We start from the raw sequence: 14,438 nt of genomic DNA on the forward strand, positions 1-14,438 counted from the left end.
CTCCTTAACCTTTGATACCAGTAATTTTAACTTCAGTGTACCACTGACGGTGGCCCATCTGTTTCATTTGATGCTTACGGCGTTTGAACTTAAGAATCTTAACTTTCTTATGACGCCCTTGAGAAAGCACTTCAGCAGTAACTTTGGCACCTTCAACAACTGGCTGACCGATGTTTATTTTTTCACCATCAGCAACCAGAAGCACTTTGTCAAAATCAATTGACTTGCCGGTTTCGGCTTCAATTTTCTCCAGCTTAAGGCGCTGGCCTTCTTCTACACGGTATTGCTTACCGCCAGATACGATTACAGCGTACATGGACATTCTCTCTTATAAATGAATCAAAACCTGGATCAGTTGTTCTGTTACTTAAAACCTGCTTCTAAAGGCCTTGCCTACGCTGTGGCACCCTATGGCAGGGAACATGTTTTGAGCTGGAACTCCAGGACGCGCGATTCTACTGAAAGCCGCCGGGGTTAGCAAGCAACCAGAAGTCATTTCGCTATTAATACCTGCAAGCGGCTTGACGGGTCTATCACCTGCACTTAGCATCCGCCGCTACCGCAGTCAGAAAATGTACCCAATGGATCTAAAACAAATTATCGCAACGGTCCAGGATGACTTCCAGGCCGTTGATCATGAAGTACTCAGGATGCTGGATTCCCGGGTTCCTCTCATAGAGAAAATAGCAGAGTATATTATTTCCAGCGGAGGTAAACGCCTGCGTCCGCTTATTGTGCTACTGGTAGCAAAAGCCAGCGGTTATCAAGGTAATAAACACATCAAACTAGCGACATTGATCGAGTTTATTCATACAGCCACACTGCTACACGATGACGTTGTCGACACTTCCGATCTCCGACGTGGAAGACCTACCGCCAACGCAAAATGGGGAAACGCCCCCAGCGTTTTGGTTGGTGACTTTCTGTACTCGAGAGCATTTGAGAACCTGGTACACGTTGGTGATATGGATATTATGGCTACCATTTCCAAAGCTACCAGCATTATTGCCGAAGGCGAGGTTCTGCAACTGATAAATGTAGGCAAGCCCGAGACAACAGAAGAGGATTACCTAAAAGTCATTCATGGCAAAACGGCGACGCTATTTGAAGCTTCCAGTCTCGGGGCCAGTTTCCTGGGTGGCACCAACCCTGAACTTCAAGACAGCATGCAGATTTATGGCCTGGAACTGGGAATGGCCTTTCAGATTATCGATGATGTGCTCGATTACATAGGCAACGCCGATGAACTGGGTAAAAATGTCGGCGACGATCTTGCAGAAGGAAAACCAACTCTGCCGCTGATCAAAGCCATGGAGTTTGGCTCACCTGAGCAACGGAGCCTCATTGCAGATGCCATAAGCAATGCCAACAGAGATCATCTGGAACCGATTGTTAGTGCAGTCAGAGACTCTGGTGCACTGGAATACTGTATTGAACTGGCTGAGACCAAGTCTAAAAACGCTATCAGACACCTTATGGTCATGCCAGCGTCTATATACCGTGACTGCCTTGAATCAATCGCCCATATTGCAGTACAACGCAAAAACTAAATCACATATGACTTAAAGGGGGCTCAACTACCCTACGGTATGCCCCCTGACCATCTGCCCATAGACAAATCCGTGCAGCGCAAGATAGTCCAACTCAGTCAGCTCACAAAACTCCAGTCCGTAAGCCGCAACGCTATTCGCCATCTCGAAACGGTCCAGTTCTGCCACCACACGAGCTTCCCAATGAACCACTCTGGATACATGACCAACTCTTAACTTGGTTGTGAGCAACAATATATCTCCGGGATGAGCTGCTGGCGCTACAGTCTCGAGCTTTGCCCCGGTTGTACTGATATCCACTATTGCACCATTCACTGCCTCGTAATCCGGCTGGCTTCGATTCACAACCGAGACGCTGATTTTCGCGAGAACCCGCTCCGCCTTTCTGATTTCTCCGACCTCAACAGTGGGCGGATATGACAGATGTAGATAGTTATAGGGTGTGGTGCAAATGTGCTTAACCTGGGTCTTGAATGCACAAGCATTCTTGTTGAAAAAAAAACGAACCACTACCTCCTGATCCTTTCTGAGCAGCAATGGCCGATCATTGGCAAGCATAGGGGTTGTGATGATAACCGTTTTTCCGTGAAGGAAACCAATCATCCTCGACTGGTATTTCTGTCCGGGATTAGACGTTAACTCTATGTTTAATCTGATACCGTGGGGAATTTGAAGTTTTTGTAAGTCCATGGGCGCATTTCACAGGCGACAGCTTTAACAACCAAAACAATAGTATTAACACCCTAGCTGATATATTAGCAATTACCAGACTAAATAAAATTTATCTGATCACTGTTACAGCTACTTGAGCTATTCATTTATCGAAAAAAAGGAATACTTGCCAATAATTCATCTATTCTGGACTGACTCCAGAACTCCCTCGGCTCACTATCCAATGCCCTAAGAGCATCTCTATCAAGCATCACTGGTCTGTTTTTTAAATTCTCCACAAACAGCTCAAGCTGATCTGACTCAATCGCCTTAACCAACAACAGATAGAACGAAATTCCAGCCTGATTGGCCAGCAAATCTATACCGGAATAACCTGAATCCTTGTTATCAGAATCAGAAAGTTCCTTAAACAAACCAACCTGCTTGGCAGAATCAGCAGTGGTTTGTGCTGCCAATAATGCGGAAAACACAAAATGCCTAGCCAGGTCACGATGGCCAGACAAGTAAAAGCGGATGGCAGCAGGATCCTGGCTTTTCAGATCAAACAAGCTGTTCACCGAATTCCCAGCAACATATTGAGCAATTACGGTCAAAAACACCTTCAAGTCTTCAGATCCCGGCCTGGCAGCATCAATGACAGCAGCCAACCATTCTGCTATTTCCGAACGATCTTCAAACCGTGTATTTACCTGATGAATGACCTTAAGGAACTTTGAAGCTTTCATCTGTTCCTGAGTGGTATCAAAAGTCACCAACTGCTCACTCAACAACGGAAACCACGTCAAACCAATACTAACTCCCTGAGATGTCGGCACAATACTTAAACGCACCTTTTGCCACTGATCCTGGACTGACTCGGGAACCCTATCTCTTATGCGGCGATTAACATACCGGATAACTGCATCGGGCAGTGAAAGATTCGATAAAGATATGCTGGTAACGGACGGAAACTCTCCGGGAATAACCTGCCAGACGACATCCAGATTAAGATATCGAAATGTGCTGGAAAAAAGAGGGTAGGATAAATGGGTTACAACACCGGCCACTGTCGATTCAACCCGAATATTGAGATTTTCATCAACACCGTACTGGGCCAAAAGCAAAGCCAGAGCAAGGTTCGATTCGCGCTCAGTGAGATCTAAGACATAACGACTACCGGTTTTTAAATGACCTGGCTGATACTTTTCCCACAGAGCCTGCATACGCTTAAGGTCGGAGAAATTTAATGCTGGCTTACTCTGGACGACGGCCCGCGCATCCGAGACCCACAACCCCAAGGCAAACAGCAGTCCCATAACAATTAAAATCAAAAAAAAACTGGTCTTCAAAAATCTACGCATCTAATCAACAACCTGATCTACATAATATGCCTTTAGACTCTTAAGAATCCCATTTTTCCATGGGCGCTGCTTAACACCGAAACTATTCAGTATTTTTTGGCAATTCAAAACGCTATTTGGTCGCTGATAGTTCTCTTCACCTGCGACAGGTACGACACTGACGGGAACAGTATCCGTGAAACGCGAGTTTTCCTGCAATATATATAAGGCAAGCTTATGCCACGTGGTGGAATCATAACCACAATAGTGGTAGGTTCCCCAAAGCCGGTCTGTGGTTTTACAACTCAACTGCTCAGAAATTGCGATCAGGACAACGGCAAGATCATGACTATATGTAGGACATCCATGCTGGTCGGCTGGAACTCGCAACTCATTATTGCTTTTTGTAGCGTCCAGTAGTCTGGAAAAAAAATTGTTGCCATATTCACCAAAAACCCAACTCGACCTTACGATGACATGCTTGGCCCACTCTGATCGCAGATACTGTTCACCTAACAGCTTGCTACGACCATAAACGCTAACCGGATCCGGCTCATCGTCTTCATAATACTGCCCGACTTTTGTACCGGAAAATACATGGTCAGAAGATAAATGAATCAGCTCTACATCAAATTGTTTACAAACCGTGGCCAGCACCCTTACAGCATCAGCATTAACGGCTAGACAACGCTCTGTTTCCAACTCAGCTGATTGTATTTTGGTATACGCCGCACAGTTAATAACAAAGTCAGGCTGATACTCTTTGACAACCCTTAGAACCTGATCAACGGCACAAATATCCAATTGGCTAAACTCCATTGCCAGGGTCTCATAGCCTCTAAAACGGGCATAACTTTTAACCGCTCTTCCCAGTTGACCATCAGCGCCAGTGATCAGATATTTCACTTAATTGACATCCAGATATTCCAACACTCACCCGATATGAATTTTATGCGGGGCCAAAATGCATTCCACCCGTATTAGCTGCCCTGTCTGTCCAGGAAAACAGTAATCACTTGCACAAAAAGGGTTAATTGCCAAATGCAAAAACCCTCTTCATCGCTTCGAAAAATACCGTCAGAACGGAATATCATCATCAAAGTCATCAAAACCCGTTGGCTGCTGAGGCTGTTGTGGTGCAGGTTGTTGACGATATGGTTGTTGCTGCGGTGAGGCTTGATGACCACCCTGTTGAGCCGGTGCTGGTTGTTGGCCGTACCCACCACCTGTAGACTGTTGATTGGGATAATTACCATAGCCGCCGCTCTGCTGGGGAACCTGAGGCTGCGGTGGTGAAACCATATTGGGATTACCGCTGGCGGGATATGAAGAGGACTGATCGACATTATCGCGGCCTCCCATTAGTTGCATTTCATTCGCAACAATCTCTGTGGTATACCGGTCCTGACCATTTTGATCCTGCCATTTCCGGGTCTGCAGACGGCCTTCAAGATAAACCTGACTTCCTTTACGCAGATACTGCGCAGCTATTTCAGCTGTACGACCAAACAACACGCAACGATGCCACTCTGTCACATCCTGACGCATACCCATTTCATTTTTGGGTCCCAACTCATTAGTCGCGACATTGAGAGTCACAACCTGCGTACCACCGGCGGTGGCACGGACATCCGGATCCTGTCCCAATCTCCCGAGGATAATAACTTTGTTTACGGTACCTTTGGCCATCTAACCTTCCTAACTTGATTTTTCAATAATTATGCTGCCTGACGATTCAATACTTGTCGAATGTCATTTTCGCTGATTTCTGTCTGGCGGAATTTTACCAGTACTTTCCTACCTTTGGCCTCAAGACTCACGGTCTCGACACCTTTTAGTGCCAGAAGCGTCGCCTGCAGTGATGTCCAGTATTCCTCATGCCATTCACTTAAGTCCAAAGTCAGACTGACGAGACGCGCTGGAACCTCCTGACCAATACTGATGACGTACCATAGCACAAGCATTCCAGAGGACATGATGATGACGCCCTGTTTGTGCCAAATACTATATACCAGCCCGCCCAACATACCACCTATTGCAGCTCCCAGAAACTGACTGGTATTGAAAACCCCCAAAGCAGTTCCTTTTGATTCGACTGCGCAAATGCGTGAAATCAAACTTGGCATTGCCGCTTCCAGAAAGTTAAAGGCAATAAAATACAATACCAGCAAAGCACCTATAGTCAGCCAGTGATTTCCAGCTGGCGTTAGAAGAGAGACTTCTGAAATAAAAAGCAACAAGATTGACAGGCTGAATATTCGTACCATCTGATTTTTCTTTTCAGCCATAATCATAAAAGGCACCATCAAAAAAAAGGCCAGAATCATAACGGGCATATACAGCCAGCCATGGGATTGTGCAGCCAGACCAGCATGTTCAAGCATAACAGGCACAATGATGAACGTTGACATCATCCCCATATGCAAAATGAACACCCCTGCATCCAGCCTTAGCAAACTGGGGTTACGACTCACCCTTAGCGCCGCTTTAAAAAAGTGATCCACAACAACAGGCCCCCCCTGATATTCTGGATTGGGAACTACTTTTATGACCAGAAAAATCGCCACTAACGCCAGCAGCAAAGTGGCTGCGAAAACCCCTTGCAACCCAAACCAGGTCGCCAGCCAGGGTCCGAGCATCATCGCCACAGTAAAAGACAGCCCGATGCTGATACCCACAGCAGCCATTGCTTTAGTACGGTGCTCTTCCCTGACCAGATCTGTTAATAATGCCATTGTTGAGCTCGCAATCGCTCCGGCCCCCTGCAAACAGCGCCCCAGAATTATCCACTGAATATCCTGAGCAATCGCTGCCACAACGCTCCCCAAAGCAAACAAGCACAAACCAGAAACAATTACCTTCTTACGCCCTATCCGATCTGACAACCATCCAAGTGGTACCTGCAACAACGCCTGGGATATGCCATAAATCCCCAAGGCTATCCCCAACAACTCAGGAGTAGCTCCTTTAAGCTCTGTACCAAAGGTCATCATAATCGGCAATATCATGAACAGCCCAAGCATTCGGACCACATAAACCCCGGTCAAAGCCAATACGGCGGTTCGTTCCTGTTTATTCATTACGACTCACTGTACTCTTTAAAAACATAATGACTGATTTGCATAAGATCAAAAACCCGCGCAGTTTATAGTATTTGGCCATTATTTACGCACCTGTTTTTGATTTTTTTTCAGTAGAGATATGTATATTCTTACAGTAAAATAACCAATCCGTTTTATTCGAGGTCAACAGGGTTTTCATGGACAAGATCGTCGTAGAGGGTGCTCGCACTCATAATCTGAAAAACATCAATGTCGAAATACCCAGAGACAAACTGGTTGTGATTACCGGTCTGTCAGGCTCTGGCAAATCTTCGCTGGCTTTTGATACCTTATATGCCGAAGGCCAGAGACGTTACGTTGAGTCACTCTCAACCTATGCCCGACAGTTTTTATCGATGATGGAAAAACCCGACGTCGATCACATTGAGGGCCTGAGTCCTGCCATCTCAATTGAACAGAAGACCACCAGCCACAATCCACGTTCCACCGTTGGCACTACAACCGAAATATACGATTACCTTCGTCTGCTGTTTGCCCGAACGGGAGAGCCAAGATGTCCAGATCATGATGAACCGCTCGAAGCACAGACCGTTTCTCAGATGGTGGATCAGATACTGGCTTTGCCTGAAGGTACCAAGCTCATGTTACTGGCCCCCTTGGTTAAAGACCGAAAAGGCGAACATCTGCATGTATTCCACGAACTGCGACAGCAGGGTTTTGTTCGAGTAAGAATCAATGGCGTGATTTGTGACCTGGATGAGGCCCCAAGTCTCGATAAGCGAAAAAAACACAAAATTGAAGCTGTTATCGACCGATTTAAAGTTCGTTCAGATATTCAACAGCGCCTAGCCGAATCATTGGAAACTTGTCTGGAACTGGCTGATGGAACGGCACTGGTAAGCTATATGGAGGATCAGGGGGAAGACCTGATTTTTTCTTCCAAATTTGCATGTCCGATATGCGGCTATGCCATTCCCGAACTGGAACCCAGAATGTTCTCCTTCAACAATCCTGCAGGCGCCTGCGAGAGCTGCGATGGATTGGGGGTTAAGCAATATTTCGACATTAAAAAGGTAGTTTTTGACGAAGACCGCAGCCTCGCAGAGGGAGCAATTCAAGGCTGGGATAGACGTAGTGTGTATTATTTCTCTCAGCTGGAAGCAGTCGCTCAACATTATAAAATTGATATCGATTTACCCTGGAAAAAACTTGGAAAAAAATTCCAGAATGCTGTTCTGAATGGCACTGGTGAGGAAATTGTTTTTTCCTACGTTAATAGCCGCGGAGATGTCATCAAACGATCTCACTCATTTGAGGGCGTCATTCCAAACATGGAGCGACGCTATCATGAGACAGAAAGCCAGATGGTACGCGAAGATCTGGCCAAATACCTGGCCGAACAACCTTGCCCAAGCTGCTCAGGAACACGCCTGAAACAGGCCAGTCGCCATGTGTTTGTAGACAACAAAACATTACCACAACTGGTAAGCCTGCCTATTGCCGACGCCGAACAATATTTCGGCTCACTAAAACTGTCGGGCAGAAAAGGAGATATTGCCGAAAAAATTCTCAAAGAGATTCGTCAGCGACTGGAGTTTCTGGTGAACGTCGGCCTTGAGTACTTGTCACTTGATCGGTCTGCAGACACATTGTCCGGCGGTGAAACCCAGCGTATTCGACTCGCCAGTCAAATTGGTGCCGGACTTGTAGGTGTTATGTATATTCTGGATGAACCTTCCATAGGACTTCATCAACGGGATAACGAGCGCCTACTCAAAACGCTGGTTCATTTACGCGATCTAGGAAATACAGTACTGGTAGTAGAGCACGATGAAGACGCAATTCGCAGTGCAGATTTTGTACTGGATATTGGCCCAGGGGCGGGAGTTCATGGTGGCGAGGTCATTGCCAGTGGAACCCCCACCCAGATCATGCGTTCCAAAAAATCTCTTACCGGACAATACCTCTCAGGCAAACGAAAAATCATAGTACCGGAAAAGACTGTCCCGGTTGACAAGTCCAAACTATTGCGGGTCAACGGCGCTTCCGGCAACAACCTCCAGCACGTCAACCTGGAAATTCCTGTAGGACTGTTCACCTGTGTCACTGGCGTCTCTGGCTCAGGCAAATCGACTCTGATTAACAATACCCTTTATCCTGTTGCAGCAACAGCGCTCAACAATGCCACGACTCTCACCGCAAGTCCGCATCAATCTGTAGATGGCCTGGAGTTCTTTGATAAAGTCGTCGACATAGATCAGAGCCCTATAGGCCGCACACCAAGATCGAACCCTGCCACTTACACAGGAATATTCACAGCCATACGGGATCTGTTTACAGGAACACAAGAAGCAAGGTCCAGAGGCTATAAAGCGGGACGCTTCAGCTTCAACGTAAAAGGAGGGCGTTGTGAAGCTTGCCAGGGTGACGGCATGATTAAAGTGGAAATGCATTTTCTTGCGGACATTTATGTGCCCTGCGATGTGTGTCAGGGAAAACGCTATAACAGAGAAACCCTGGAAATAAAATATAAGGGCAAAAATATTCACGAATGTCTGGACATGACTGTTGAGGAAGCACGTGAATTCTTTGACTCCATCCCCCAACTGAACCGAAAACTACAAACCCTGGTTGATGTGGGTTTAAGTTATGTCAAACTGGGTCAAAGCGCCACGACACTTTCAGGCGGCGAAGCACAACGCGTAAAACTGGCTCGTGAGTTATCAAAACGAGACACAGGCAATACTTTGTACATTCTGGATGAACCAACCACCGGACTTCACTTTCACGATATTCAGCAATTGTTGGATGTCCTGCATCGACTGAGAGATCATGGCAATACGATTGTCGTCATCGAACATAATCTAGATGTAATTAAGACTGCAGATTGGGTTGTGGATCTTGGCCCTGAGGGAGGAAGTAAAGGAGGACAAATTATTGCGACAGGAACACCTCGTCAAATCGCCTCCCACAAAAAGAGTCTGACTGGCAAATTTCTAAAGCCACTAATGGCCTGACTCTAAACGTTTCTCATGGTGAAAACACTCACCATGAGAAATTTGTATATCAACTACCAAAACGTTCTGTAGTTAAATTACAAACACTTAGTACTCATCCCTCATCCTATTTACCGACCCTCAAGATATTTTTGTAATAAAACTACATTATTTTGCACTAAAAATTTATTAGGCCAATATGTTGATATGCATCAAACCGCACAATATCAACCTCACAACGTATTCTATATACTCACTAACAAAAGTAATGGAACAGAGAAAAACGCCAAATCTGTAATGTTCCAACAAAAACAGCAAGATTACTGCGGTGAGATTATTTTCTCAAAGATGAAAGAAAATAAGATTTCTATGATGCCCTTTCATCAATCTGAAAATGCTGCAAAAATAATCTCATCCTTTGCAAAAAAGTCTTTAGATCGGTTGTATGCAAACTGATTCAGCAAAATAGCTGGCGGTTGATAAACATGCTGTCATGCAACCTACTAACAGTTTTTGTAGAGAGCTAATTATGATGTGTGATGTTATCCCATAGTAAAAAATCTATGGGCGGTTATCAAAAGGCCAGAAGACCTGAGAAACCTAACAGGACAATAGCTCATACTGACTACAAATAAAAATGCTACCTGACCCGACTCGGTTCAGGCACATAAAGTTTTTCGATTTCAAGACTACATATCTAGGAGAACCGCGAAATGGCCAATCATCTTGATCTCTCAAAGTATGGCATCAGCAACGCTACTGAAATTGTCCACAACCCTTCTTATGACCAGCTGTATAACGAAGAAACAAATCCTGAACTCGAAGGCTATGAAAAAGGTCAGGTAACCGAACTTGGTGCAGTTAATGTTATGACGGGTGTATTCACCGGTCGCTCTCCAAAAGACAAGTATATTGTTAAAGATGATGTCACTAAAGACACCATCTGGTGGACCTCAGAGAAAGCCAAAAACGATAACAAACCTATTACTCAAGAAGTATGGAATGACTGCAAAAAAGCGGTCACTGATCAGTTATCAGGTAAACGCCTGTTCGTTGTCGATACATTTTGTGGTGCTAATGAAGATACCCGTCTGAAAATTCGCTTTATCATGGAGGTGGCCTGGCAAGCGCATTTCGTTACCAATATGTTTATCAGACCAACAGCAGAACAATTGGCTGATTTTGGCGAACCTGACTTTGTTGTAATGAACGGCTCGAAAACCACCAATCCAAAATGGAAAGAACACGGCCTCAATTCTGAAGTATTCACCTTGTTTAACCTGACTGAAAAAATGCAGGTCATCGGCGGAACATGGTACGGCGGTGAAATGAAGAAAGGTATGTTTGCAATGATGAACTACTATCTTCCATTAAACGGTATGGCTTCCATGCATTGCTCTGCAAACGTCGGTGCAGATGGTGATGTAGCTGTATTCTTCGGTCTCTCTGGCACAGGCAAAACAACTTTATCTGCTGATCCAAAACGTAAGTTAATTGGTGACGACGAACATGGTTGGGATAATAACGGAGTATTTAACTTCGAAGGCGGTTGTTATGCCAAAACCATTAATCTGGATAAAGAAAGTGAACCAGATATCTACAATGCCATTAAACGTGATGCATTACTTGAAAACGTAACCGTTGATACAGATGGAATAATAGATTTCACCGACGGTTCTGTTACAGAAAATACTCGGGTTTCATACCCTATCTACCATATAGAAAATATCGTAAAACCGGTGTCTAAAGCAGGTCATGCGAAAAAAGTGATATTCCTGACTGCTGATGCTTTTGGCGTACTGCCACCCGTTTCCAAGTTAACGGCCGAACAAACCAAATATCACTTCCTGTCAGGTTTTACTGCAAAACTGGCTGGGACTGAGCGCGGAATTACTGAACCAACTCCAACATTCTCGGCTTGCTTTGGTGCAGCATTCTTAACTCTGCATCCAACCAAATATGGTGAAGAACTGGTTAAGAAAATGGAAGCTGCCGGTGCAACAGCATACTTAGTAAATACAGGATGGAATGGCACAGGAAAACGCATCTCTATTAAAGACACTCGCGGCATTATTGATGCTATTTTAGATGGATCAATTGAAAATGCAGAAACCAAAACTCTGCCAATTTTCAATCTTGAAATACCAACAGCGCTGCATGATGTTGATTCTGGTATTCTGGATCCAAGAGATACTTACTCAGATGTATCTCAGTGGGAAGAAAAAGCAAAAGACCTTGCCTCTCGTTTCATTAAGAACTTTGAAAAATTCACCGATAACGATGAAGGTAAAGCTCTGGTTGCTGCAGGCCCTCAACTCTAGTACACCGATACACACAAGCGCACGGAAGCGCTTGTGTAACCTCTCTTCTATATTTTCGCCTCTCTATTACCGCGCAATAAAAGCTCTATGGTAACTTCAGGACAATTTCAGCCCCACCATCTACTCGATTACTTAGCACAATAGATCCTGATTTATCCTTATTTTTATGCATCTCAGCAATTTGATTGGCAAATAAGAGACCTAATCCCGTACTGCCATTCTTAAACTCAGTCTCGTAAGTCTCAGATAAACAATTCAGCATTGCTTCCGGAAAACCATGACCATCATCCAAAATTTTAAAGTAGAGCAGCTCATCTTCCACGTACACTGTTATTCTTAATAAGGAAGCCGTATAACGCAACGCGTTCGACATTAAATTCTTGACCAAGTTTTCTATCAATATAGGGTCAAAAAACCAAGTCAAATCAGGGTCTTGAAGATCAACCGATAATTGAATTCCAAGGTTTTCCGCCGTCGTTTTAAAATGATTGACAATATCATCTACGAAATCAATCAACAAAACCTCGTCTGGCGCTACCAATAACCTTTCATGACTTGCTTTATAGATGCCCAACAGATTAATCAATGTACTATTGATTCGATTAGTCTCTAACTGTATACGCTTCAGGTTTTTTGATGTATCTCCTGAATTATCAGGCAGCGACTCAATCACAGTATTAAGCTCAGCAGAAATCAACGCCAATGAATTCTTAATATCATGAGCCATGGAAGCCAACACCATGTTCTTATCAAAATTAATAGGTTTCATGAGGACTCCATAAGCTTTTTCAATTTTTCATATCTTGCATACTGAGGACTATCTTCATGCAAATACGAAAGACGATTCAAATAGCTATTCAACTGATCGGCATTATCGACAAAAGCAGAGTTTCTTTTCGCTTTCAGCACACACTGAACATAGTTCAATATCAATGCCGGATTCCGCGGAGATATTTCCAGGGCCCGTTCAAAAAACTGCATGGCCCGGTCCACATTTTTTTGCTCATAGTGTCGCTTGGCAATAGCATTTAATCGTGCTGCCTCTTTACGCGAATCCTTGGTAATTGGTTCACTCTGCAGCTCATTCAATCGATGCACAAAGTCCTCTTTATCCGGATCCTTGGCTCTGAGTCGATTAACCAGCTGATCAGCCTGATCCATACGCCCATGCTCATAAAAAAAACTGGCGACACTTAACCCCAACTCACCAGAACTATTTTCCAACTCACCACTGATCTGCTCAAACAAAGAGTTCATTTCCTCTTCACCGGGCTTGAAATCGGGAGTAGAAATGGCTTTCAACTGCATTTTATAGAATTTTTCCGTCAACCCGCTTTCAGCCTGATCGGGAAAAGCCTCCTGAATACGCTTAAGAGCATTCGTTATCTCTGCAACATAGTGGCGACGATGTCGTTGATCGTCCAATGAACAAGACTCAACCTGAATCGCAAGCAACCGTTGGTAATCTTCAATATTGTGCAATGATGTATGGTTTTTGAGGGAAATTGAGTCTTTGAGAGCCTTACTGGCTGCCTGTAAATCATCAAGTCGATAACTGACCCTTGCCAGCTTATCTTGCCTTTTATGATTACGAGGTGAGATCTTCACAGCGGTCTGTAACGTTTCATACTGTCTCTGCAACCCATTTTTGCGGCGATATATATCAGCCAGTAAGTCATAGGCCTGAGCATAGTTAGGATGCAACTCAATGACTTTACCAACATAGCTCTCAGCCTGCGTCAAATCACCAGAAGCAAAAGATATTCGCGCCAACTCCAACCATATCCATGGCTGTTCTCGACGTGATTGCCATTCGCTCAACAAAATCTCTGCCTGTGCCAACTGCTCTGTTTTTATAAGGGTTTCAGATAGAAGCTTTTGGGCCCAAGCCCGATAACGTGGGTTTTGTTGAATGATTCTGTTGCATTCATCAATAATCAGCCCAACCTCACCATCATCAAGAGCAGTCAAGACAACTTTTAAATCATTGTTACGCTGAATCCACCGCTTCCATCTGGCAGCTAGACTGTCGAATGCATAGGGTTTGGCAAGATAGTCATCAGGATGAATTTCTACAGCTCCCATAACCATCTCTCTTGAGGTTTCTGCCGTCACCATTACATATGTAGTCTGATAAGACAGGGTTTTACTGTAGCGGAGTTCTTCCAGCAGCTGCTGACCATCCATGCCAGTCCCCAGATTGAAATCACACAACACGACATGAAAGAAGTTCTTTTGAATCAGTAACATAGCTTCTTTTGCGTTAGCCGCTTCAAATACCTGATTCACTCCCATTTTAAGCAGCATTGCACGAGCCGATTTTCGAGCATTTTCGAAATCATCTATCACAAGGACACGGTGATTCACAGACGTTCCTATTTATTAATACACTGCTCTAAGGTTAGCCCACCCCTCTGGAGCTGCAAGAAAACTCAAGGATCATTTAACACTAAAACGATTATTTTGAAGGCATAAAAAAACCCAGCCATTGGCTGGGTTTTTTTTCAATGAAAAACAA

At 44.5% G+C, this 14,438-nt stretch carries 12 protein-coding genes; 4 read left to right on the forward strand and 8 right to left on the reverse strand.

What is annotated here, in order from left to right:
* Positions 1-4: 4 nt before the first annotated feature.
* Complete coding sequence (gene rplU, locus YC6258_RS19715) at positions 5-316, reverse strand: 50S ribosomal protein L21 (RefSeq protein WP_044618438.1); 312 nt, start codon at positions 314-316, stop codon at positions 5-7.
* Positions 317-581: 265 nt separating this feature from the next.
* Between rplU and YC6258_RS19720 the strand changes: the two genes are divergently transcribed.
* Positions 582-1,550: a polyprenyl synthetase family protein gene (locus YC6258_RS19720; RefSeq protein WP_044620232.1), complete on the forward strand. Its 969-nt coding sequence runs from the start codon at positions 582-584 to the stop codon at positions 1,548-1,550.
* 27 nt (positions 1,551-1,577) lie between these two features.
* On the opposite strand, the gene YC6258_RS19725 is transcribed toward YC6258_RS19720, so the two are convergent.
* The 5 genes from YC6258_RS19725 to YC6258_RS19745 form a co-directional block, all read right to left on the reverse strand.
* On the reverse strand, positions 1,578-2,240 hold the full coding sequence (locus YC6258_RS19725; RefSeq protein ID WP_044618439.1) for a flagellar brake protein: 663 nt from the start codon (positions 2,238-2,240) through the stop codon (positions 1,578-1,580).
* Between the two features lie 128 nt (positions 2,241-2,368).
* Positions 2,369-3,562, reverse strand: a complete 1,194-nt coding sequence (locus tag YC6258_RS19730; RefSeq protein ID WP_044618440.1) for a hypothetical protein — start codon at positions 3,560-3,562, stop codon at positions 2,369-2,371.
* On the reverse strand, positions 3,563-4,447 hold the full coding sequence (rfbD, locus tag YC6258_RS19735) for a dTDP-4-dehydrorhamnose reductase (RefSeq protein WP_044618441.1): 885 nt from the start codon (positions 4,445-4,447) through the stop codon (positions 3,563-3,565).
* Positions 4,448-4,618: 171 nt separating this feature from the next.
* Complete coding sequence (locus tag YC6258_RS19740; RefSeq protein WP_044618442.1) at positions 4,619-5,230, reverse strand: single-stranded DNA-binding protein; 612 nt, start codon at positions 5,228-5,230, stop codon at positions 4,619-4,621.
* Positions 5,231-5,259: 29 nt separating this feature from the next.
* Positions 5,260-6,621 carry an MFS transporter gene (locus tag YC6258_RS19745; protein ID WP_044618443.1) on the reverse strand — a complete coding sequence of 454 codons (1,362 nt, stop codon included), beginning with the start codon at positions 6,619-6,621 and terminating at the stop codon, positions 5,260-5,262.
* A 179-nt stretch (positions 6,622-6,800) separates the two neighbouring features.
* Between YC6258_RS19745 and uvrA the strand changes: the two genes are divergently transcribed.
* The 3 genes from uvrA to pckA all read left to right on the forward strand — a co-directional run bounded on the left by uvrA (position 6,801) and on the right by pckA (position 11,920).
* Positions 6,801-9,620, forward strand: a complete 2,820-nt coding sequence (gene uvrA, locus YC6258_RS19750) for an excinuclease ABC subunit UvrA (protein ID WP_044618444.1) — start codon at positions 6,801-6,803, stop codon at positions 9,618-9,620.
* A gap of 186 nt (positions 9,621-9,806) precedes the next feature.
* Entirely contained in the window at positions 9,807-10,055 is a 249-nt protein-coding gene (locus tag YC6258_RS19755) for a hypothetical protein (protein ID WP_044618445.1), read from the forward strand.
* 257 nt (positions 10,056-10,312) lie between these two features.
* Positions 10,313-11,920 carry a phosphoenolpyruvate carboxykinase (ATP) gene (gene pckA, locus YC6258_RS19760; RefSeq protein ID WP_044618446.1) on the forward strand — a complete coding sequence of 536 codons (1,608 nt, stop codon included), beginning with the start codon at positions 10,313-10,315 and terminating at the stop codon, positions 11,918-11,920.
* An 85-nt stretch (positions 11,921-12,005) separates the two neighbouring features.
* Here pckA and YC6258_RS19765 read toward each other — a convergent pair whose 3' ends face one another.
* Complete coding sequence (locus YC6258_RS19765; RefSeq protein ID WP_044618447.1) at positions 12,006-12,689, reverse strand: sensor histidine kinase; 684 nt, start codon at positions 12,687-12,689, stop codon at positions 12,006-12,008.
* Positions 12,686-14,287, reverse strand: a complete 1,602-nt coding sequence (locus tag YC6258_RS19770; RefSeq protein WP_044618448.1) for a tetratricopeptide repeat-containing response regulator — start codon at positions 14,285-14,287, stop codon at positions 12,686-12,688. The genes YC6258_RS19765 and YC6258_RS19770 overlap by 4 nt, the downstream gene beginning before the upstream one ends.
* Positions 14,288-14,438: the final 151 nt, after the last annotated feature.

The sequence above is a fragment of the Gynuella sunshinyii YC6258 genome (genome assembly GCF_000940805.1).
GTDB lineage: Bacteria > Pseudomonadota > Gammaproteobacteria > Pseudomonadales > Natronospirillaceae > Gynuella > Gynuella sunshinyii.